Below are 22,537 nucleotides of genomic sequence, written 5' to 3' on the forward strand. Positions count from 1 at the left end.
GAACCCCATATTTAGTGGCATTGGGAGACAGCAGGATAAGCACGTGTCTTTCTATGCCTGGTAAACGTCACCCAAGCGCACTGCGTACTGACAACAATTTCTGGATGTCCGGTTACGCTAAGGGTTGTCTGATGCCTGCCCACGCGGCAACTGGTGCTGCGGGACTTATCGGGCAGGCGTCGGACAAGCCACGAAGGAGGAAACCGCGGGGGGAAACGTGACGTTCAGATGAGGCTACAGGCTATGGGGATTTGAAGCGTCATATCCTGGCATAAAAGGCCAGATTGGCAGGACTGTGGACGGAGTTGTTCTCCGGGGCGGGCAGCTCGTGGTCGGATATGCTCGATTTCTGTCGGCACACTACGATTCAACAGGCGAAAATTATGCTGTTTTCTGGACGATGCCCAAGGGTCTCTTATTGGCTCTGGCCAATATATCGCCGGTGGGCAGTAGGGTAGGTATCGGTGGGCGCTGGCAATCATTGCGCAACTCCATGCCGGGGTGGTGCACGGATGGAAGATGCACGCACCAGAGTCTCGACGATGACCATCGCGGCCCCGCAATCCGGGCAGACGAAGGTGGGCTGGGTGGTTGTTCCTGCGGAGGTATCCTCGTTTTCTGGCGATGCATCGGGTGTCGCGTGCAAAATGTTACGGACCAGCACTAGGTTTTTCTTGCGCCTGGCGTTGGCCAGCAGCCCATAGTGGCGAATGCGATGGAACCCGCTGGGTAAAACATGCATCAGAAAGCGACGCATGAACTCGTCCGTGCTGAGGGTCATGATTTTATGACGAGTACGACCTTTTGCCCGGTAATCTTTCCAGCGGAAGGTTACCCCGTGCGCGTCAAAGGCCACGAGGCGCCGGTTGGAAATCGCCACCCGATGCGTATAACGGGATAGATAGGCCAGCACCGCTGCAGGCCCGGCAAAGGGGCGCTTGGCATAAACCACCCATTCGCAGTTCCGCAATGGCGCGAGCCAGTCGGCGAAGGCGCCGGTATCGACCAGCGCAGCATATTCTCCGAAAAACTGGAGCTGGCCGGCGTGGTGCGCCTGGCTGAGCGCTTCGAGAAAGCGCCGTCGAAACAGGCGCGAGAGCACCCGTACCGGTAGGAAAACCCCGGTCTGCAGGCGACCCAACGGGTGCCGTCTAGTGACAAGCCGCCACCGGGGACAATACCATGGACATGGGGGTGATGTGTCAGCGCCGATCCCCATGTGTGCAGAACCAGCGTAGCCCCGATGCGTGCACCCAGATGCCGGGGATCGGCCGCAATGGTTTCCAGTGTTTCGGCAGCGACGTTAAACAGCAGGCGATACATCACCGCCTTGTTGGAATAAGCGATCGCGCTGATGGGTGCTGGCAGGGTGAATACCACATGATAATAATCCACTGGCAGCAGCTCGGTTTGCCGTGCCTCCAGCCAGCGTCGAGCCGCGCTGGCTTGGCATTTCGGGCAATGCCGGTTGCGGCAAGAGTTATAAGAGATGTCCGTATGCGCACACTCCGTGCAGCGCAGCAGATGTCCTCCCAGCGCTGCGCTGCGGCACTGTTCGATGGCGGACATGACCTTGAGTTGGCTGCGGCTCAAGTGGGTGTGCTGAGCTTGTCGCCAGGAAGGCCCATGGGCACGAAAAATATCCGCGACCTCTACGGCGGGCTGTTCCACGGAGATGGCCTACATGGGGCGCAGGCCCTCGATTGGACTGACCACTTCACGCAGGATTTCCGTGGCCACATGGGCATAGAGCGCCGTGGTCTCCAGACGCCGGTGGCCGAGCAGGACCTGAATGATCCGGATATCGACTTTCTGTTCCAACAGATGGGTGGCGAAACTATGGCGCAACGTATGCATCGAAACCCGTTTACTGATCCCTGCCGCAGTCGCAGCAAAGTGTATGGCGCGGTTGATTTGTCGAGGACTGAGCGGATGACTTGGGTCGCGTCCTGGGAACAGCCAACCACCACGGAGCATCTTCCCTTGTGCGTGGGCTGCCCACCACCAGGCACGCAGACGCTCCAGCAGTACTGGCGAGAGCATGGCGTAGCGATCCTGTAGTCCTTTGCCCTGTTCGACCCGCAGAACCATGCGCTGGCTATCGACGTCTCCGACCTTGAGGGAGATCACCTCATGAGAGCGCAGTCCTGCACCATAGGCGACCGAGAAGACGGTTTGGTACTTCAAATTTGGGGCGGAGGCGATCAGTTGGGCTACTTCCTCACGACTCAATACCACGGGTAGCCTGCGCGGGACCGGCACGGATTGCATCTTTGACATACAGTCAGCACGATCAAGCGTGACTTCAAAGAAAAACTTCAGCCCGGTGATGGTAGCGTTGACGGTGATCGACGAAACACCGTGATTGGCGAGGTATAACTGGAAAGAACGGAGGTCTTCCGCTGCCGCCGTGTCCGGTGGTCGCCCCAGATAGCCTGCGAATTTCCGCACGGCTCGGATATAGGCGGTTTGTGTCTTAGGGGCTAGTTTGCGCATCCGCATATCATCGATCATGCGTTGACGTAGGGGAGTAATGTCCCGATTCAAAGGGGTCATGACGCTGCTCCTATCCTGAAAGCAGGCGAATTGCCTGAGCTTTCAACATAGGAAATGGAGGGCACGTTGTCACAATGGCCCACAAAATCAGAACGAAGCCACCCTACCGCGCCAGCGGTTTAGTGTACGCCCGCGAGGGCGTGCCATTTGCAGGGTGAAAGTCCCTGTCGGAGTTGGCCACAGCTCCGTAGCTGAAGGTAACTGCGTCGTCGCGAGGCGGGGTGGGGAGTAACCGGAAGCGAACTGTCGGTCCGTAGGATGACGAACCTGTTTCGGCGGGGTATTGCGGCGAGCCTGCACTAAAGTGGCGAAGCCTGGAATTAACGCAGCACGCTGTAGTGGCGGATAAAGCGATGCTGTGGCGTACAACGTGGTTGAGGACGGAACGATGGGAAGGTGGCACGTAGCAAGCGGGGATACCTGCCTGTGCGGTGAACGCGGGCAGGAGTCAGAGTCCCAATAGTACCGGACACGGAGCAGTAGCTGTAACGTGGAGACGTGCGTCAGAGCAAAAGGCGCATTAGGGAAGTGGGGCAGGAAAGTTGATAGCCAAAAGCCAGAGAGAGCAGAGATGGAAATCAAAGCATCGTCAGTGTTGGAAACGACTAAACAAGATGCAGGCGCGCTGGGAAGCTGCATGCAGCGGAAATTCGTGCCAGCTCCAATCTGGACAGAAGCTATGTTGGCAGCTCTTCAAACAGGAGTTAAGGGAGGCAAATGGCATAGTCTGATCGACAAAGTGTCGCGCCCCGAAACGTTGGGGTTGGGATGGATACAGGTCGAACGGAACGCTGGGGCGGCTGGTGTAGACCGCATGAGCGTGGAGAGATTCGCGCAAGGACGGGACTGGTATCTGGCCGAACTGGCGCAAGCACTGCGGGATGGCAGTTATCGCCCGCAACCGGTAAGACGTGTGTACATACCAAAAGGCAAGGGGCGGCGCCCGCTCGGTATACCTGCCGTCAAAGACCGCGTGGTTCAAGCGGCACTGAAGCTGGTGATCGAGCCGATCTTTGAGCACGAATTCGAGCCAAGAAGCTACGGCTTTCGGCAAGGTCTGGGCTGCAAAGATGCGCTGCGCGAAGTGGATCAGTATTTGAAAGCAGGCCACTGCTGGGTGGTGGACGCAGACTTGCAAAGCTACTTTGACACGATTCCACACGCATCTCTTCTCGCGAAAGTGGGAAATCGGATTGCAGATGGCGGAGTGTTGGAGCTCGTTCAGCGGTTTCTCAAGCAAGACATCATGGAGGACATGAAGCGATGGACGCCGATGTCTGGTAGTCCGCAAGGGGCGGTGATTAGCCCTCTGCTCGCCAATATTTACCTGCACGAACTTGACGTAGAAATGCGTGAAGCCGGGCTGGTGATGGTGCGGTACGCCGATGATGCCGTGGTGTTATGTCGCAGTCGGGAAGAAGCGGAATCTGCGCTGGCTCGCATGCGCGCTTGGGTGAGTGCGAACGGATTGACGCTTCATCCGGACAAGACCCATGTTGGGGATTGCCGGGTAAAGGATCAAGGGTTTGAGTTTCTGGGTTACCGGTTTGAAGCAGGGCAGCGTCGGGTACGCAAGAAAAGTCTGATGTCCTTGCGAGATAAAATCCGCATCAAGACGAAGCGTAACGAGGGAAACTCTATTGATTGCGTGATTGCAGCTCTCAACCCGACTCTTAAAGGCTGGTATGGCTACTTCAAACATGCCCATCGGTTCACCTTCTCGTCAATTGACGGCCTTGTTCGTCGTCGATTGCGGGCAATGCTGCGACGGCAGAAGCATCGACCGGGTCAAGGTCGATGTCTACGCGATCACAAACAATGGCCGAATGCCTTCTTCGCTGATCTTGGGCTGTTCACGATGTACGAAGCCCATCAATTGGCGCGCCAATCCCGATGAGGAAACAACTGACTGGAGAGCCCGTCGCGGGAAAACCGCACACCGGGTTCGGAGGGAGGGGACGGCAATCGCCGTTTCCTACCCCTATCCTTCGCTGCGACCCGGTCATTCGCATTCGCAGGTTGGGGATGATTAACCACCAGGCAGAGAATTTGATGGCAGTGCCACGACCGCGTGTTCAACCCTGTTCTGCACAGAACGGCACATATTGAGAATGACTCCAGTCAACCACTTCTTGCACACCACAGGCATTTCTCCCTTCACCACCTCATGATCGCTAGTCAACCTCTTTTTGCAGATTGCCGTTGTTTTTTCATACGATTCCCGCCACCACCATGGCCACCCCCAGAAGCAATCCCCACTTCCCTGCGCCGCTACGCCAGATCGCCTCTGTACCGCCTGGAATAGAGCGCAAATGCGCCCGCCGGGTGGCGCTGTCCGTGTGGGCCGCCGGCTGTAGCGTGTGCCACGCATCCTGTAGGGATTCCGGAACGCTCCCCAGCGCGTTCAACTCGCAGATCTTCCGGTTCAACTCGGAGATCGTCAGCACACCCTGGGGCACCACGCCCGCAAACCTGCCACTTCCGGCGAGGACCACGAAGTCCAGAAGGGGCACACCCGGCACCAGAAAGGCCAGCGCCTTGCGATGTCGGTAGTTCTGGTCCAGCGGGTTGTGGATCTGGTTCTGCTGCTTACCGATGTATTGCGTCCAGGGTCGCTTGCGGCCCCGGTCGTAGAGCTTTCCGCCATAGTTCTTGGTCTCCAGCACCACGATGCCCGCAGGCGTCAGCACCAGATGGTCGATCTGGGTGAGTCCGCGGTCATCCGCGATAATCACGTCGTTCAGTGCGGTGGCTTTCTGCCAGGACAACGCCTGCCGGACTTTCCATTCCCCGGTCATGCCCTTTATGGACGGCTGTAGCAAGCGCAGCGACCACCCGACAATGAATAACCCCCCAAGCTCTACAGCTATCACAACACGATCTCCCGTCCGCTTTCCGCGAGGAACACCACCATCTTGCGCGACAGGTCTGGCACCTCAACTTCTGCGAGCGGGACGAAATCCTCTGGCTCATCGGCCCAGATGGGTAATTTCTTCCCGGCCTTCAGTCGCTCGTGGTAATCCTCCACAATCTCGTACTGCGTCGATAGAAGTGCCGCACGGTTATAGATCGGGTGATCGGCACCCATGCGAATGCTCAGATTGAGGCACAGTCGATGCCGCCACGGATAAGAGCACCCGGTGTCCGCATCCACAGACAGGCGTTCCCCCGTCCGAGTCAGCCATTCCGTATCGGGAAGCGGATACTCGGGGTCGGCCCCGAGTATCATCCGTGGCGTCCAGAACTGATCTATGGAGCCGGTTCGCAGGTTATTTGCCGTGGCCTGCTGCACATAGAGCAGGTCGTCGCAGCGCACCAGGTCGCAGCGCGTCCATGCCACCTCCGGGTATTCCCAGACGGTATCGTATTCATCCCGGAACTGCGCAACACCCAGCGGTGTCAGAACAATGACGGTCTTGGGCTGATCCCGCTTCGACGGATCCCCGCAAAAGCACGGAATCTCGGTGGCCCAGCCCTTTGCGAAGAGGGCACGCACTAAGCCCTTGGTTTTCTCAGATGGAAAAAGATGGTTCTCCATGATGTCCCGTGAGGAATAACCGAAGCGGTAGATCCAGTCCGCAGCAAGTCGCGTAATGTGCTCGAAGGTTTCACCCCGCCCCTGTCCTGGTGATATTTTTATGATATTGCTCACTTATTCGCTCCCTGTTCTTTTTTGTTTGAATTTGTCGGTGATCCATGAAAACCCCAGCGCCGCCCCGGTTACGGCATACATCAATGTCAACGTGGTCACGGCGATCACCAGTGCCACAACGCCGGAGAGCCGCGCTGAAATTTCCAGTGCCGCGTCCCAGGCCAGGTGCTCAACGCTGAAATAGTGATATATCCCCGCGAGAAACACAAAAAACCACACCAGCGTTGCCATGAACATGGTGTATAACGCCCCGCGTAACACGAACGCCTTGATGGCGTGCGCGGTCAGCATTCTAGCTCCTGTATGGATAGGTTTCTTACACATTTTGGCCCCTAAAGGATGTCTTTTATCAGCATGAACAGGCTGAATAACTCCGCTAAAATACCAACGCCAACGATAAACAAAATATGGAGAAGATCGCCGACAAGTCGGGAGAAGTCGATCCTGAAGGTGATGATCGACCAGAAATCCTCAGCCGCCGAGAAGAACAGCATCAAAACCACCAGAATTGGGATACCGATTACCGCCAGCAACCAGATCATAATGCCTCCTATAACCGCTTCGTATGTTGGCTCAACGTCTCGTGATGCCGGGTCTTGAAAATAGCAATGGCAACCAACATCACCAGCCCACTAACAATGTTAAAGAGCACGGTCAGGGCCAGACCCGTAGCAACGGTGATGATGGCCGCAACGCTGGCGATATAAGCGGCCTTACCCAGCGCATTCGGCCATGACATCATGTGCGGTGCTAGCCAGAGGATATGATCTGGCGTGTGCCCGATGTAACGGTAACGGTAGACGGCAATAGCAAATATGAGTATCCATGCCAGGACGCTTGCCGCGACGCTGTACAGCAATCCGTGAAAAATGACGCCTTTCAGGAACCGCAAGATGCTCATGTGGAATCCTTTTGCAGTACCAGGTGGATTTTCCCCAGTGGATGAAAAATCCACCACCACATCGAGCCAATGCCGCCCAGGACGACCAGCAGAAGATAACCCGTTACCAGGACATCCGGGTTTTTAGTAATGGCACCGAGCAGGCCTGTCCCTACTACGAAGATTAGGCTGTTCCGCCAATTAAAGCCCCACCAACAGGCCAGCGCCTTGGCTAATGGGTGAATGGGCTGGCCATTCTTCCGCACGACCGTCACCGAGATCCGTTCACCATGCACCGTCATGGGGCGTGTGACCAGTCGCCCCGCCCAGATGCCCATGCCGTAAATCAACAGCAGGATCAGGAAGACCAGCGTGAACCACTCTGCTACGTTGTGCGCTTGCACTCCCGTGTAATGATTTTTTGTGATCCACCAATGCGAAGCGCCGCCAGTCCCGACCATGCCGGCAATGGTAAACAGCGCGATCCGCCAGAAATAACGCCAAAAAAGCCGGGCGCTGACTATGATGTCGAGTTTCTGTTCTTCAGTCATGAATCCCTCTTCCTGCGAAATCGACAGGCAGACCATTAACAAAATCCACATTGACGGGGTGATAATCACCGATCCCCGACTTGGAAACGACCCAGCATCCGTCCCAATGTGAGAACGTGATCCATCGCTTTGTCCCTGGGCACTTCGTTACGCGCAGCCTATCGCCTGGCTTCAGCATTTTTTGGGCGTTCGCCTCGGCCAATTTCGCCCAACGACCCCATTCTTTTTTCTGCTCTTCGGTCAGCATGTTATCGCCTCCTCCGCCAACGCGCCCCAAATCTCCGGGAAGCGGTTCGGGAAAACAGACAGTGCTTCAAGTGAATACCATGCCTCATCATATTCCCCGGATTTCACATCCTCGATGTCTACGCCCACGTTCCAAAGGACATTCCCGTTGACCAGGTGAACGTCCACCCCATGCGGGCCACAATCCTGTTCCGTAATCGGGCGCATGAACTGGACAAGAACACCATCCCCGACGCGGGCGTTGGCCGTCTGCTCCTTGGCGAAAGGGGCGATTGCCGTGTTGGGGGTTTCGTAGTATCCACACCAGTATTCATCGGCGTCCTCTTCTACCCGCACCCAGGGCATGGCGAAGGCTGCACAGCGATGCTCCGGCGCGTGCTCATTCCACCAGTCGGAGAGGGTTTTCATGGCCGGATGATCCGCGCAGAGCCCCTTGAAATATGGCGTGCTCTTGTCGAAAGGAACGTCCCTCGCGGCGCGAACAGCAGAGACAAAGACCTCCTTCGGCATTTCTATGACGGCGTTTTCCCGGTGCGCATCGTTGTTCCTGGTGAATGTCGCTTGTCGTGAAATCTCATGCAGTTGCCTGTCCTGGAACGCCTCGATGTAAGCTAGATCCGAAAAGGGGATGGCGGGGATTTCCAAAGACTCGACGTACACGAATAAATCACCATCCTCAGATTCGTCGCCAAGGAGGATGTCAATAACCTCCACATTGCGCCCCTCATTAAATCCCGCACCCGACAGCAGAGTGGTCGGCTGAAAGACCAGTGGCGGCTTGCCCGGCTCGAACCGGCGCACACGATGCCAGGCGGACAAATCCATGGACCATGTATTGTAAGGACCTGGGTTCAGGTTGAGACTGATCTCGTGCTCGATGCGCTGGCGTAAATGCGCGGCGTCCACCGCAATGTCCCAATGGAAGACGAGATCAATCACATCGAGATCGTCCGGCAGCCGCACGAACCATCCATAGCGCGTGTCCTGGCATCCTCCGATGAAATAGCCTTTGTTCGGCACGCATTGCGTCACTTGAATGGATCCTCCAGGCGGTTGCAGATGGTTCAACTCAGGCTGATCGGCGGTGACGGAAAGCCGCACATGCTCAGGCCGCATAAAGCGGCGCAGAATCGGCGTATCGACATACAGTTTTGGCAAAACATGAAGCAGCCTGCGGTCGGCGTCCGCCGTCCTGATGAGATGACCCTGGGCATCAATGAGCCTGGACCCATTATCCGTTTCCGTGATTGCGTGTTTCATCAGCATCCTCCTGCAGCGCAATTTTGCGGGGTGTATCCGGTGCCAGAGATCAGGCTTTGTGGTGTGGGATTGGGTGTCGCTGGCGGATTGTCGATAACGGTCCAATCCGTGTCGTTAGTGGATAGAATCGTCTGACCGGAGCCGTTGGTTATGGCCAGTATCCCCGCCGCCGGATTCTCAAACTGCGTAGGATTGCTCTGGGGTGAATTGGGCATGTTCATCACCATGAAATCCACCGTGTCGGTGCCCGGTGGCAGTGTGATACTGGTCGTCGTCAGCGTGCTGAAGGTGTTTGTAAACCCCACCTGCTGACCATTGATCCACACCCAGCCATAGTTATCGGCAGCGAAAGTGAGCGTGGCGGGCATGGCAACATTTGTGGGATTGGCATATTGCGCCTGCATGACCGAATATCCGGCCTGCGCGGTGCCGGTGATGCCGTCGTTTGCTCCGAATATCCACTGCGCCCCGGAGCTCGCGATGGCGCTGTTCGTACACACCTCACTCTGCCAACCATTTTCCGCCGTATTGCAAGCCCAGGCGTAGGAGGATTGGTTCAGTTGGGAGGCGGGCGGTGGCGTCTGGCATTCGGTGGAAGTGGGCGCGTATTGCTTGCAGGTCCGCACCGATACCAGTTTGTAATTCTGGAATACCACCGGGAACGTCGGGCTCTGAGCGTACTGCGATGGCGAGAGATAATTGCCGAAGGTGATGGAGCCGTTGAAGGTACCATTAACATCTTCTCCGGTAATACCGAACGACGGGTACCAATCGAAATTCTGAGAGCAGTTATTGCCGCCGAACACATCATTCATGTTTAGCTGCGTGCCGTAATTGCCGCCATTCGGAACGGTCAACGGAATGTTGATGCCGTAGTTTACCTTCCCCGTAGTGTCCGCCGGGTTGTAGCTGTTATTGGTGATGACGAGCTGCACCACGCCAGAGAGGGAACACTGCGTCGTCGCGGTAAACGTGTCGCTCTCATATCCGCCGCATGAGCTATTACCGGCGTTTGTCCAGGTTGCGAGTGTTTGAGGCTGCGAACCCACTGTACAGGCGGGCTCGGATACCATTTGCGTCGTACACCGTTCGCATGGCCCCCAGTAGGGCATAAGCCCCGTATGGCGCGAATGGATGTATGGTGTGCCCAGCGTGTTCATCTGGAGATCGTTCTGGGCGATGCCGTACACAGAAGCGGCTTGGGCAGTGGTGGATAGGCTTGCAGCCGGCAGGCCGGCGAAGAGAGCGAAGAGGATGGCGGCGCGGAGTTTCATCAGGGCTCCGTGATGCAGGATTGGGTGGTGACGGGGGTGCAGGTTTGTACGGGTGTGCAGGTGGTCACTGGAGTGCACTGCTGGCCATAGGTAGTACCTGCAGATATCACGTAAAGGTAGTAGCCGGTCGAGTATAGGCAATCTGGCGTTTGAGTGGTGCAGTAGCTCAGTGGTTCGTTGGTTTGGTGAACCTCAGAGTTGATACCCCGGCACTCCATAGAGAAAAATGGAACACCGTTATATGTCGCCGGGCAGGACCAACCCGTAGCCACCTGCTGACACTGCTGCGTCGTCGTACATTGCTGTGTCGTTGAGCAATTCTGCGTGGTCGTCGATGTACAGCAAGTTGGCGAGGTACTCGTTTGCGAGCATGAACAGGTGGTATTGCTATTTTCATACTGTGCGGCATTATTCTCGCAGAGCGAATAATCGCTGACGCATGAGGGTGCCGCCGTCGTCGAAGGATTCGAGCAAGAACACTGATTCGAGGCGTTCTGGTAATACTGAAGGTTGTCCTGACACAAGCTGTAATAGCTGGGGCAGGACGGGGTGCTCGCCCCGGACGGACAGGTGCACTCGTAATACTCGGCATTCGGTCCCAGCCGGGATTCCTCTGCCGGCAATATGGCCTGACAAGTGCTTGCCGCATTCTGTACACAGGTCGGCGTCGTGGCTCCCACCTGGCAGTAGCAGGACTCATTGGCGGGGATTTGACCCGCCGCTTCTTCCTGCTGCAACGCGGCATTACAGTCGGTTGGCGCCGCGATGGGATTGGCGCCGTTGTTGTTCGTCGTCGGCGCTCCCGAAAACTCGCGGGCGATGTCTTGCTGAGCGGTATCGCCGGTGGTGGCCCAAATATATCCGGAGTGTAATAACACTATGAAAAGCGCGAATGCTCTGATCCTGCCTCGCATCACTGTTCTCCTGCTTCGGCAACCCCGTGGTTCAGCGCGGGGTGGAGAAGCGTCAGGTTGTATCCATAGCCATCACCACGCTGAACCAGTGTGCAGAAACGGTGATGGATGTGCTGTACCAGACCTTTTGCCGTCTGGATGTTGAAACTGCCACTGGCGCGGATGGCGACGCGGCCGAGATAAGCGCCCGCTTTCTTGCCGGTAGTGACGACGGCTTTCACCATGTCACCGGTCTGGAACCCGAAGGCACTTTTGCTTCGGGTCAGGTACCCACGCGGAAATCCGTGCTTCGTCAGGCGCGTGCGCTGGTAGCTGCCGCGACCTGTCGCTTTGATGTGGAGCATGGACTGCCGCCAGCCATGAATCGCATCCACAGGACCAGTACATGCGGCGTCGAGACAATGCGCTTTCGGTACGCTGAACCGTTTACGATTCCATTTCGTCCGCCCGCCGCTGGCGGCTTCCACATCGAGGTTCGTTGCCTTGAGCCGTTCCCACAACGCCCAGCGGGTGCTGTTGACGGCGGCGGCATCTCGAAGTGGCGCTTTCCGCTGCGTTTCTATGCGGGCCAGACGCTTCGGGTCTTTCGCCAGAAACTCCGCTATGTCCCGATTGCTCTTGCGCTGGTTGCAGGGGAAGCAGGCCAATGTGAGATTGCTCACCCGGTCACTGCCGCCCGTGCTTTTCGGGTGGATATGGTCGATGGTCAAGGGTGTATGCTCCGCATCGCAGTAGGCGCATTTGCGGCCCCACTTCTCCAGCAGGTATTCACGGACCTCGTAGCCCTGCAATTCACCTTGCTGGTATTCCACCCCGCTGATCTCCGGGTTCTGGAGCCGTTGGGTATCGAAGCGATGCAGCATGGTGGACAGGTCCGTGACGGGTGCCCAGCGCCGCAGCCGCGTCACCCACGCCATTGTCGTATCGACACGGTGTTGCAGCGACGGTGCCAGCCAGCCTTTCGGTTTGGTGCGGTTGTCGAAACGGGCGGGACGGTAACGCAGATTCCCGCGCCGCCTCCGCCGAAACGCACCGCGACTGACAAGGGCATCGCGGATCGCATGGCCCCGATGCTGCAACTCCAGGAGCATCAGCACCACGATGGTGCGGGAGACTTCGCCGGTGATCGCATCCACCGTCTCCTTCTCCCGCACCAGAGCTAGCCCCGTGGTCTTACTGCCGGGGGCGGCTGTCACCCGGACAGATTGCAGCACGGAATTTTCCACTAACCGGTCCACCAGCCGGATGGTGAAGGGCACCATGCGATGCACCCGCGCCCGCCCACGCTCCAGCAACAGCCGCGCCCGTTTCTCCGAACACGGCATGAGCGGTTTCTTCCTTTTGTCCAAAACCAATACGGCCATTTTTTACTCCTTTGTCCTGCTGACTGCATGTCCTTACGGACGGCTTGTGACGCGAGGCCTGCGCCTCATCTCCCCTCGGGGCTGTGTGGCACCGGCTCCCCTCTTTCGAGGGCGGTGGAAACATTCGGCGCTTTACCTTTCGCCAGCATTGCTCTCACCTTCCAGTGTCCGGGACTGAGGAAGCATCCCGGAGTGGGTCTCAACGACCTGCGCCACACGTCTACCGGATCACTCCGGTCCCCTGGTCAACCCAGCCTGTGGCTTTTGCCCCAAGCTCCGCCCCTTCAAGGCGGGGTAGTTGACCAAAGATCTCCTACTTTGCTTTCGGCTTCGCCGGGATAGTCATGGGCATTGGCGGCGTGTAAATACACCACCGCCATGAATGCCAGATAAAACAACCGTGCTTATCGGGTTGTCTCCCAACGTAACATTTCTCATACAATAGATTGTGCTCATGAAAGATGCTTCACACCACATATGATGTCTTTGGGAGCTAATCCGATAAGCACGAAAACAACTTTACTATGCGTCTCATCGAGATCGCCTAACCATTGATATTCGGGCCAGTATGGCAAAATCCCGACGTGCAGATAAGCGTAACATCTGCACCCTCAGATGCCACGAACGTCCATCCTGGATAGACCGCCGAGATTGTTTTGACCTTGATATCGCGTTCTTTTTGCGTGATTCCGGTTGCCCATTCCCACTGATCAGTGACCGCATAAGCCTTCATCAAGGGTTTTAGTCTGGTATCCCAGACCGCGAATGGTTGAATGGCGGCACCGTTTGCTTTTGGACGCGCCTTGTAAAAAATCCCAAAGGATCCTGACCCGGCTCTCCAGCGCTCCTTATGCGGTTTCCAGGTTACACCGTCAAATTGAAAGGACGTATGGCCCACCACGGCCCCGCCAGACTTTGCCGACACCTGGGCTTCCAACATCGCGGCATTGGGAATAAATGAGTTGGCCGCCGCTCTTGTGGATTCAAAATGAACCGCATAGAGGAAATTCCCCGACTGAAAACGATGGAGCCCGGCCAGATCGGGTGACGCCCCTCCGGAAAGCAGGCCCAAAAGCCCCAGGCCGATGCTGCCGGAAGCGAGGCCCCCAAACCCCGTCATCGTGGCTCCATTGACGATATCGCCGATATCCATCGCGTCGTTGAGCGGTCGCATACTGGTTGGCAGGTGTTTGGCACCCACAGCGGCCACGAGCAACGGCACTGGGCCAACAGACTGGTTGATAAACTCCGTTTGACACTCACGGTAATAATTTCCCCAGCCGCCACTACACCCTTTCCAATGTTCAACAACGGATGTGTTCTCCATGGCCCGGTGCAGCGTTGGATACTGCGTGCGTTCCGCCTGCGGCATGATCGAAGGCGCGGAAACGCAACCGGCGAGCATTACAGCGATCAGAGAAGCGATAATAGGTTTTACGTGATAGATCTTCACCGCCCCGCTCCTTTTGCCATGGATAAAGGGATGTTGGGGCTGGACGGATTGACCATCACCTCCCGCGTCATGGGGCGCACCACCAGATCCATATCCTCCATCGGGATAGCGCCCAATAGCGCCTCGTCGCCCATCACCATGGCACCAACGAAACAGCGCCGATTTCCAAAGTGAATCTCTACAGGCCCGACATACGGCACCTGGAGTCTGGAACCATCCGCCAGCGTGACCTCCCGCTTCTCCTGTTCCTGAAGATCCAACAGGATCGCCACATGCTGCGGCATGCACAGGTGCAGCGCGCCAGTATCCGAGAGGGCGTTGACCTCCAGTGGGGCAAGTTCCCGCTTTACGGGGTTACCAAGCGGGATCGTCGTATGCGTTATACCCACGGGTTTTCTCCCTTTCCTATTTCCTAAAGTTTAGGATCCTTCGGGCTGCGGGCGGATCCATTTCAGCGAGGTTTTTTCGAGCCAGGCCGGACAAATCAACTCTCCATGCCATACTGGCGCATGACCTCTTCGAGTGGGATCGTTTCGGAGCGACCCGCACGAACCTCAATCAGCGCCTGCTCCGCCAGGTACAAATCCTCCAGGTCATCCAGATGCTCCTGGATGGCCTCGGTCGCGTAGAAGGTCTTGCTGCGCCCGGTACGGGCGGCCAGTTCGTTAAGCCGGTGTTCGATTTCTTCCGGCAGTCTGATGGATATGGGCATGACGTTTCCCTTATGCGCTAAATTTATCATTGAGATCCCGTAGGGCTTTCCGAAGAAACCTAACCTGCACGAGATGTCCACTTGCCGAATACCGCAGCAACTTCCTCCTGAGAAGCAAAATCCCCGGCATCCGCTTCCGCAATCGCTTCACGAATCTGGGACACCTGCCATTGTTCTCTTTCCAGGTATTCCTTGATGGCCTCCATCGCCAACCAGGAACGGCTGCGTCCCGTCATTTCAGCCAACGATCCCAAGTCCTAATGCAGGAATGACCCGTGCTTCACGCCAAACCGCTCCGCCAACGCGCACAGCCGTTTGTCCAGTGTCCACAGCTCCGTCCCCGGCGTTATCATGGTGGATGCCAGCAAAAGGATGTCTATCAGGCCGCAACCCAAACCGAACAGTCGCTCGCGCCCAATGAACGCCATCGTCTCCCGCACTGTGGCCTGTTGAGTAGACTGCAAGCGGTCGAGATCGGACAGCGTCTTGTCCCGATTAGGCGGTGTTCCACAGGCGATTTCGCCCAAGACCAAAGGGTGCGCCATCACCAGATCACGCTCCAGCAGTTCAACCAGCGCATCATTGCGATGCCGGAAGTGATCGACCCACACCGATGTATCCACAAGAATTCCCTTCACTGTTCCGCAAGTTCGTGGCGGCGGGGGATTTCCTGCATCTGCGGCACGGTTCCGCCCAAGGCGGCCAGTCGCTTGGCCGACTGGACTCTCACAAAGGTCTTGATGGCCTCACGGAATAGATCAGCCTTATCCATGTCAGGATCAGCAACCTCCAACGCCCGCTCATAGAGCACATCATCAATCGTCACAGTGGTTCTCATACTCACCCCCTTTGCATCTAATGATGTGTGATGGTGCATCATTTTCAGCACCATGACAACATTGTGATGCGGTACATGAATTGATCAAGGAATTGCATTGGGATTCCCTGTCGGCACCGCGACCGGCGTTTGCGCCACAACCGGCCCATGGCCTACGGATATGGGTGCCTGACTGATATTCACGTCGCCCGCTGGATGATCTATTTGCGCAGGTGTATAGGTCGCGGCACCTTGCGCGTTGCTCCCGGAAATAAGCCCTGCATTCTGGAGCATCGCCTGCCACGCACTGAGCGACACTTCAGCCCAGTCCACAGCCGCCAGTTGTTGCACTGTGAAGCCGCCGCACTGCGGGTTTTGGGCCGTGCCATAACCCCCCGCCACGTTGGGCTGTCCGATCCTGATCTGCGATGCGATAATTCTCGAAAGAGGACTCGCGTAGCAACAGAACACATCCTTGTGCTCCATGCAGATACCCAGCACCTTGGTGACACAGTATGTTCCCAGATTCTGGCAGGCATGGAGTTTGCGCTTCTGTCCCAACTTGAACTCTTCGTTCTTACACGCGGTAAGAAGGTTTCCTATGATCTGCAGAATCTGATAGACCATATATATCCAGCCGATCACGCTGAAAAACATCATAATATCTTCGTAATACGCCGAGGTTATGAAATTATACACCGCAGTCATAATCTCAGCCGCCATTTGCGGACCAAAAACCATATTCAGAATATAGGCGGCAGCCTGCATGAGCCAGTCCTTTACATAGAGCTCCATTGTGCTGACCAAGCCCGTGGTTGCAGTGCTGGTTCCGCTTGTTACCGCATTAGCTGTAACGCCTACCGACGTGGATGCCGACGATCCTACGATGCCAAACGCATTGCTAACGGCTTCAGCCGCTCCCTTGAAAACCGTGGTGACATAGCGCCAGGAAGTGGCCGCCCATTGATTCATGCTGCTGTAAGCGCTTTCTACCCATCCATGAAACGCGCCCATGCCCCAGACATGGGCATCCACGATTGGCGCGTTGGCGATTTTCCAGGTGTCATGCGCAAGCAGGAGGTAGTTGGCCAAATTCCCGCTTGCCCCGGCGTCTTTTAGACCTTGCGCACAACAATTATTCGTAAATACCCCGCCGGCAGGCCAGGTACGGCAGTACCTGGCCACTCCGCCGAAAATGATGGGCTGACAATTACCCGCGGCAATAGACGTTCCCGTCGCGCACATGGCCCCCTGTTCCATTTGTTGCAGGGCGGACAGTGCCGTGAGCGCCTGATTGAAGTGCAGGTCTTGGTTGCCAAAAAGCGCATGGCACTGGGTACCCATGCACTGAATCGGACTATTGCAAAGAATACTCTGCGCATGGGTGTTCGGTGTGGTGTTGGCGGTCACGGATCCGGGATTGACGGTGACGGTTGATCCCGCCTGCGCCGCGTTTTGCGGCACATATACCCAACTGCTATTCGTGTCGATGAGCACCTGATTTTGACCGTTCACGGTGCCGATGATGGAGAGTATGCCCGCCGATGGGTTATTTCCAGACGCAGATCCCGCACTATTGGTGATGTAATACATGATTTCGTCCGGCCCCGGACTGAGGGTTATCGGGACTGAAACCACACCCCCGGTAGCGGGATAGGCTTGCGCCCCGGTACCGCCCGTTCCACCGTCCGAATAGGACGCCACTTGCGTTCCGTTGATATTGACGATGCCCTCATCGTCCGCCGCCAGATAAAGTGTGGCGTTGATCGGGGCACCCGTCGTATTGGAGTATGTGCCCTCCATGAGATCGGTTTGGCCGTTGGGCACGCCGGCTCCACAGCCCCCCGTTACACCGTAGATCCACTGCGCGTTAGGATCAGGGAAGTTGGTGATCCATCCTGTGCTTTCGTAAGTGGATAAAGGTTCGGTGCAGGCAACGGGGTTAGAGTTCAAGCTGGGCGCACTGGTGGTGGTCGTGCTTGGTCCGGTCGCCGTCGTGCTGGCATTGGCGATGCTGGTGTTGTTGTTCGTGCAGGCGACGTTCTGATAATACTGGCCGAACACCGAAGGGTTGCTCTCGATGAATGGCATCATATTGTTGATCATCGGCTGATTCGCCAGGTTACTCATGAAATTGTTGATCATGGGATCGCTGGCGTAGGCATTCATGCCGCCGGGGTACGCCGAAATGTTTTCCAGATAGGATTGGGCGTAGGTACAGGCACCAAGAATCTGCTGATACTGCTGCGATGCCTGCGTCTGGCCAGTGCCGTAGCCTGTGGGCAGGGCCACCGCACCGTCGCCATTATTGCTGACATTCACCGCACCGCCGGTGACACCCGTGCCGATGAGCCCGTCGAGGCTGGCGGTCATCGAGGTCAATACATTGGTAAGACCCTGAGCCGCAGTGGGGTTCGTGATGCTGGTATAGAGCGTGCTGCAGCGCGATTCCAGGGGCGCTATCGTGCTGTTCCAGGTGGACCCCAGCGCGGCAACGCTCGCTGTGCCCGATTGACTCAAAAGATTGCAGGCGGGTGCGTACTGGTAAGCGCCGTTGATGACGGGCGCACAGGAGGTATCGAGATTATTGCCTGCGGAACCTGCGCGATTCTCCGCCTGCTGAAAGGCATTGATGGCGGCCAGGGCGCCCGCATAAGCGCCCGTGGTGGCACCCCCACCCGCCGTCTCTATGCTGCTCCGGGCGGCCTGCAAGGGCGCCTGGCAGGCGTGCTCAAGGGCGGTGACGCTGCCGACACCGTCCTGCTGAAAGGTGTTGAGCGGGCCGGGCCATCCAGCCGGGCACGATGGATCACTCATCAGAGCGGAGTTGGCGCTATCGGCCTGATTGATGGCATTGCCGGGGGTCATACCCACGTTGTTCGAGAGATAGTAGGAGGATGCTTGCGTTTGGCCTCCTGTCGGACTCATTCCGGCGAAGCCCTGCATCTCCGTGGTGCCCGCGTTATTAGCGGCGTCGCTTTGCCCGCCCATGAGCAAGGAGTTGCCGAAGTTGGCACCACTTTGCGCCTGGTTGATAAAGGTGCTCGCCTCAGCCGTCGCCGTGGATTCGTAGTAAATCCCCATGCCGACCATCCACGACATAAACAACACAGCGGCGCGGCGCTGACGCTTGGGGTGTCCCATCCAGACGAAGAATCCCATGGCTACCCCGTAGGCCCCTGGTTGCCGATGATGCCGAGACAGCAGTTGGTCCACTGCCAGACCAGATAGACGTAATTGCCCCCGGTCGCGGGCTGGCTATCCCATTCCCCCCATTGAAAGGGTGATTGTCCCATCCAGTGCGTACACTCCCCGGATTGCGTCGGTGGCGCCTGAATATTCACGCCGCCCGGCTGCGCCACCGTACCTTGGTTACTCGCCGATGGGGTCACATAATTGGCCGGCGGGATGCTCTGCGCGGACGGCTGCTGGGCATTGCCGAGATTGATGCTGGCGTTGGGTTCCTGATTGGTTTCATCGTTCGGGAAGAGGATCTGAAAGCGGAACTGCGCCTTGGGCAAGACATAGGTGCGGCGAGGGCCACAGAGCGTGCTGTTGCCCATCGTGCGCTCCAGGAATCCGAGACGGAATCCCATGGCGATCATCCGTGACACATCCATACTGGACGCCTGTATGGGGTCATTACCATCGAGATTGCTGCCGACCATCGGATAGAGCAGTCCCCAACAGCCCGCCGTCCAGTATTCATTGTCGATGGGCTGGGCACCTACGCTTTCCTGGGCACACTCTTCCGCGGAACCGATCAATCCGATGGGGTTGTCGTACAGCAACTCTTCCGGCGAAGCTAAAAAGGACAGGAGATCGTTATTCCAGGTCGGGAACACTTCGCTCATGAGCATGAGATTCATGCCGCTGTAACCCGTATTGCAGTCCGGGATGTTGGCAAGCTGCATCATCGTGATGAGTGGAAAAGTCCAGAGCTGCACATTGAAAAAGGTGCTGTTGTGCTGGGACGTGGACGTTCCGGTACCGATGTTGCCACCCCACGATCCGGTCCACTGGTTTCCCGTGGTCGAGCTGGGCGACAAACTCACGCCACCCAGAACCGGCGAGCAAAAAGGATGGCTCACGGCCTCAATGAGCATTGTGGGCTGCCAGTATCCGATCTGGACACCGACGGTTGGCAGGGTGAGGTGCTTCCAGCTCCCGCCACACTCACAGACGGCTCCGGATGCCGCGCCATTGGGTACCCCGGAGTTGCCGCCGAACCACGTCGAGCCCGCGATGCGCAGCGGGAAGAGGGCGGACCAGCACACCCCGCCGATCAGTTCATTGAAAACGCCCGCGTCCGGGCACATGGTCGCCACCTGTGCGCTACTGGCTAGTGCCGGTACAGACAGGGCGAGGCTAATGGCCGTGAGTCCTGCGGCGATCCATGTGCGAAGAGGCATTTACTTGCCCTTTGTCCAATAAGCCACGGTCGGAGCTCCGAAAGGTTCTCCAGCCACATGACAAACGAGTTTTCCTTTGTGGATGGTGCTTCCCACGCTGTAGACTTTGTTGGCGTTACAACAGTAATTCGTCGTGTCGGGCATCTTGCTGGGTCCGCAGGACGCCGAATCTGTTGCAGCAAATGCCGCACCAGAAAACCCCATTCCCGCAACCAGAACGACCGCTGATACCGCCTTCATGGCTTTGCTCAACTGCATGACACACCTCCGTTGAAAAGGCCTTTTGGCCGGAAATCTGTGGACTCACTTTAATCGGTGCTTTTTTCTAAACTGTGTGACTTCGCGACTGAGAGGGGGCCGACCGAATGAGGTTTGCTTAAAAGTCTGCCGATAGTCTCTAACGCATTTATTTTCAATTTTTATCTCCGTTCCCCCGGCAGAGGTTCTTTCGGAACCGTAATGGACAACACATCGTGGTCGGGTTGGATCAACGCCGGCACCCGGTTGATGCCCAACCGTTGCGCCAACCCCGGATAAATTCCGTAGACCGGGTGATTCAGAGCGTTTACCACGGCGTTCTCCCCCTGCCAGGTGGCGGGCAACTCGCTCGCCATGATCACGACATTGGGGTACATGCTTTCCCACGCCTGTACCTGCCTCACCTGCCACGGCTGGGACGGGTTCAGGACGATGTAGGATTGGCTCCAGGGGAAGGGGAACATGGTGAGCGGGTCGATCTCCTGTCCTTTGCGGACCAGCAATTTGCCGCTGGGCAGGCGGATCGTTCGGGTGGCGATGACGGAAGGGTTAAAGCTGTAGTTCCGCCCGCGCAGAGAATCCGGCAAGGGATCGCCCAATCGCGCTCGCACGCTCTGCCAGTCGTGGGCCTTGGCCTTGGCCTCCTCCGTCTTCCAGTTGAAGTGCTTGATCTTCTGCTGGAACACGGCAACCATGTTGGGCTCAGCGACCTTCCAGGCCTCGCCGCGAACCTTGGTAGGACTCCCTTTGCCTTTGTCGATGCGCTTTACCGCCCCGCGAAACCCGTACTCGTCACCGACCATCACGCCCCATTGCTGATTGGGCTCTTGATGGATGATCACCGGCACCAGATTGACCTTGTGATCGGTGAACAGGATGGGATTGATCTCTACGTTCGCGGTCTTTTTGAACGAGGGCATGAGCTTGTTCACGGTGCTGATCATTTCCGGCAGCCCTTCCGCCTTATTCGGCCATCCTCTGAGGACAAACACCGTGGTCTCGAAGAGATGCTTGTTATCGGCGACCTCCTTGAACCAGCGCCGCAAGAGGCTGTGCGGCATATCCATGCTGATGAACACCAGCGTTTTTGCCGAGGTTTCCTCTTTCGCCATGAGGGTGTGATCGACATATTCCTGGAGCGCCTTGCCGTGCAGATTGGGCGGCACCACCGGCACGCCGTTGACCCGCGTGCGAAGCCATGCCTGCGCCTTGCCATTGCTCTGTGGCGCATATTGGGCGGCATACTCCTGCAGGATATTGGCGCCCTGCTTATCGAGTTGTGGCGTGACCGCGGCCTGCTCTGCAGGTGTCGCCTTGGGCTCTCGAAGCCATGCCGGAGCCGATCTGGTGCCGGCAGTGCTCATAATCGCATCCGACCTTTGCACGATGGCCGCAACCTGCTGCTGATTGATGACCGGCGCGATCATTGGACATTCCCGGCGATAACTTCCGCCGACTTCACGGTGGATGCTACCCGCATCAGGCTGCGGACCGGGACGGCTGCGGAAAGGCCCGCCTGCGGAAAGTAGATGACCAGAAAAGGCGGCTTCATCGGGATATTGCCGAGTACCACATTATTCCGCTGCGCGAAGCGCGTTCCCATTGTGGTGACATAACCCGGCGACTTGTGCTTTAACACGCTCGCCAGGCGTTGCTCACGTCCAGCGTTCCCCGCCGAAAGGATTGCCGGGGCCAGCGGTCCATAGGGCACGAGTCTGAGTGCCATGACATGCAGCGTGCCCTTTTTTGCCATTTGTCCGGCCTCCCCCATCATAACTGCCATGACTTTGTGACCCATTGGCGTGGAAGGGTTGAATACGGCGATCATGACGTTCGCTGCGCCCTTATTGCCCACGGTGATCCCGGACAGGCTTGCGCACTGGAAAGCAATTTTCGATGCCGCGGGGCCTTTCACCAGGTTGATCTTGCCGATGTACTTGATGCCATAACCGGCGGTCACGTTCGCCCCGGTCTCCAGGTTCGCCACCAGCCCACTGATCAGGTATTTCCCGTTCGGAGTGAGATAGGCGATGGCCTTGCTGCCGTTGTACTCCATGACGATACCAGTCAGCCCGTCCGGACCGGGGAAAGTCCTCAAGATTTTCCCCGCGTGATGTGCGGCAAGCACATGCGCCAGAATCCCTGTTGGGGCGGCGAAGGCCTGTGTGGCCATGCTTCCTAAGAGGAC

The 22,537-nt window shown here is 57.3% G+C and carries 23 protein-coding genes and 1 pseudogene; 1 reads left to right on the forward strand and 23 read right to left on the reverse strand.

Going from position 1 to position 22,537, the window contains the following annotated elements:
- Positions 1-478: 478 nt before the first annotated feature.
- Together H2515_RS01470 and H2515_RS01475 are read right to left on the reverse strand one after the other, a co-directional pair.
- A pseudogene (locus H2515_RS01470) lies at positions 479-1,593 on the reverse strand (IS91 family transposase).
- Positions 1,594-1,680: 87 nt separating this feature from the next.
- A complete protein-coding gene (locus H2515_RS01475) occupies positions 1,681-2,556 on the reverse strand; it encodes a tyrosine-type recombinase/integrase (RefSeq protein ID WP_198660758.1) in 876 nt (291 codons plus the stop codon).
- A gap of 571 nt (positions 2,557-3,127) precedes the next feature.
- On the opposite strand from H2515_RS01475, the gene ltrA reads away from it, so the two are divergent.
- The gene (gene ltrA, locus H2515_RS01480) at positions 3,128-4,453 is read left to right on the forward strand and encodes a group II intron reverse transcriptase/maturase (protein WP_232821497.1); all 1,326 of its coding nucleotides are present in this window, start codon (positions 3,128-3,130) and stop codon (positions 4,451-4,453) included.
- 313 nt (positions 4,454-4,766) lie between these two features.
- On the opposite strand, the gene H2515_RS01485 is transcribed toward ltrA, so the two are convergent.
- The 21 genes from H2515_RS01485 to H2515_RS01590 all read right to left on the reverse strand — a co-directional run bounded on the left by H2515_RS01485 (position 4,767) and on the right by H2515_RS01590 (position 22,522).
- Complete coding sequence (locus H2515_RS01485) at positions 4,767-5,429, reverse strand: nuclease-related domain-containing protein (RefSeq protein ID WP_198660759.1); 663 nt, start codon at positions 5,427-5,429, stop codon at positions 4,767-4,769.
- Positions 5,426-6,208 carry a hypothetical protein gene (locus H2515_RS01490; protein WP_198660760.1) on the reverse strand — a complete coding sequence of 261 codons (783 nt, stop codon included), beginning with the start codon at positions 6,206-6,208 and terminating at the stop codon, positions 5,426-5,428. The genes H2515_RS01485 and H2515_RS01490 overlap by 4 nt, the downstream gene beginning before the upstream one ends.
- Positions 6,209-6,499: a hypothetical protein gene (locus H2515_RS01495; RefSeq protein WP_198660761.1), complete on the reverse strand. Its 291-nt coding sequence runs from the start codon at positions 6,497-6,499 to the stop codon at positions 6,209-6,211.
- A 41-nt stretch (positions 6,500-6,540) separates the two neighbouring features.
- Positions 6,541-6,750, reverse strand: a complete 210-nt coding sequence (locus tag H2515_RS01500; RefSeq protein WP_198660762.1) for a hypothetical protein — start codon at positions 6,748-6,750, stop codon at positions 6,541-6,543.
- An 8-nt stretch (positions 6,751-6,758) separates the two neighbouring features.
- On the reverse strand, positions 6,759-7,109 hold the full coding sequence (locus tag H2515_RS01505) for a hypothetical protein (protein ID WP_198660763.1): 351 nt from the start codon (positions 7,107-7,109) through the stop codon (positions 6,759-6,761).
- A complete protein-coding gene (locus tag H2515_RS01510) occupies positions 7,106-7,639 on the reverse strand; it encodes a hypothetical protein (RefSeq protein WP_064219488.1) in 534 nt (177 codons plus the stop codon). The genes H2515_RS01505 and H2515_RS01510 overlap by 4 nt, the downstream gene beginning before the upstream one ends.
- Complete coding sequence (locus tag H2515_RS01515) at positions 7,632-7,886, reverse strand: hypothetical protein (RefSeq protein ID WP_064219489.1); 255 nt, start codon at positions 7,884-7,886, stop codon at positions 7,632-7,634. Before H2515_RS01515 ends, H2515_RS01510 begins: the two co-directional genes overlap by 8 nt.
- Positions 7,880-9,145, reverse strand: coding sequence for a hypothetical protein (locus H2515_RS01520; RefSeq protein WP_198660764.1), 1,266 nt, complete (start codon positions 9,143-9,145; stop codon positions 7,880-7,882). The genes H2515_RS01515 and H2515_RS01520 overlap by 7 nt, the downstream gene beginning before the upstream one ends.
- Positions 9,145-10,419 carry a hypothetical protein gene (locus tag H2515_RS01525; protein WP_198660765.1) on the reverse strand — a complete coding sequence of 425 codons (1,275 nt, stop codon included), beginning with the start codon at positions 10,417-10,419 and terminating at the stop codon, positions 9,145-9,147. Before H2515_RS01525 ends, H2515_RS01520 begins: the two co-directional genes overlap by 1 nt.
- Before the next feature lie 913 nt (positions 10,420-11,332).
- Positions 11,333-12,697, reverse strand: coding sequence for an RNA-guided endonuclease IscB (gene iscB, locus H2515_RS01535; RefSeq protein ID WP_198660767.1), 1,365 nt, complete (start codon positions 12,695-12,697; stop codon positions 11,333-11,335).
- 544 nt (positions 12,698-13,241) lie between these two features.
- The gene (locus H2515_RS01540) at positions 13,242-14,150 is read right to left on the reverse strand and encodes a hypothetical protein (RefSeq protein WP_198660768.1); all 909 of its coding nucleotides are present in this window, start codon (positions 14,148-14,150) and stop codon (positions 13,242-13,244) included.
- The gene (locus H2515_RS01545; RefSeq protein WP_198660769.1) at positions 14,147-14,539 is read right to left on the reverse strand and encodes a clan AA aspartic protease; all 393 of its coding nucleotides are present in this window, start codon (positions 14,537-14,539) and stop codon (positions 14,147-14,149) included. Before H2515_RS01545 ends, H2515_RS01540 begins: the two co-directional genes overlap by 4 nt.
- A gap of 95 nt (positions 14,540-14,634) precedes the next feature.
- The gene (gene relB / locus H2515_RS01550) at positions 14,635-14,862 is read right to left on the reverse strand and encodes a type II toxin-antitoxin system RelB family antitoxin (protein WP_198660770.1); all 228 of its coding nucleotides are present in this window, start codon (positions 14,860-14,862) and stop codon (positions 14,635-14,637) included.
- Positions 14,863-14,921: 59 nt separating this feature from the next.
- Positions 14,922-15,098 carry a CopG family ribbon-helix-helix protein gene (locus tag H2515_RS01555; protein ID WP_198660771.1) on the reverse strand — a complete coding sequence of 59 codons (177 nt, stop codon included), beginning with the start codon at positions 15,096-15,098 and terminating at the stop codon, positions 14,922-14,924.
- A gap of 21 nt (positions 15,099-15,119) precedes the next feature.
- On the reverse strand, positions 15,120-15,485 hold the full coding sequence (locus H2515_RS01560) for a type II toxin-antitoxin system VapC family toxin (RefSeq protein WP_198660772.1): 366 nt from the start codon (positions 15,483-15,485) through the stop codon (positions 15,120-15,122).
- 11 nt (positions 15,486-15,496) lie between these two features.
- A complete protein-coding gene (locus tag H2515_RS01565) occupies positions 15,497-15,700 on the reverse strand; it encodes a type II toxin-antitoxin system VapB family antitoxin (protein WP_198660773.1) in 204 nt (67 codons plus the stop codon).
- A gap of 84 nt (positions 15,701-15,784) precedes the next feature.
- Positions 15,785-18,841, reverse strand: coding sequence for a conjugal transfer protein TraN (traN, locus tag H2515_RS01570; protein ID WP_198660774.1), 3,057 nt, complete (start codon positions 18,839-18,841; stop codon positions 15,785-15,787).
- Positions 18,842-18,843: 2 nt separating this feature from the next.
- On the reverse strand, positions 18,844-20,091 hold the full coding sequence (locus H2515_RS01575) for a TraU family protein (protein WP_198660775.1): 1,248 nt from the start codon (positions 20,089-20,091) through the stop codon (positions 18,844-18,846).
- Complete coding sequence (locus H2515_RS01580) at positions 20,092-20,349, reverse strand: hypothetical protein (protein ID WP_198660776.1); 258 nt, start codon at positions 20,347-20,349, stop codon at positions 20,092-20,094.
- Positions 20,350-20,510: 161 nt separating this feature from the next.
- Complete coding sequence (locus tag H2515_RS01585; protein ID WP_198660777.1) at positions 20,511-21,776, reverse strand: TrbC family F-type conjugative pilus assembly protein; 1,266 nt, start codon at positions 21,774-21,776, stop codon at positions 20,511-20,513.
- A complete protein-coding gene (locus H2515_RS01590) occupies positions 21,773-22,522 on the reverse strand; it encodes a hypothetical protein (protein WP_232821498.1) in 750 nt (249 codons plus the stop codon). Before H2515_RS01590 ends, H2515_RS01585 begins: the two co-directional genes overlap by 4 nt.
- Positions 22,523-22,537 lie beyond the last annotated feature (15 nt).

Origin of the sequence: Acidithiobacillus ferrivorans, from assembly GCF_016250455.1 — a bacterium.
GTDB classification, from domain to species: Bacteria; Pseudomonadota; Gammaproteobacteria; order Acidithiobacillales; family Acidithiobacillaceae; genus Acidithiobacillus; species Acidithiobacillus ferrivorans.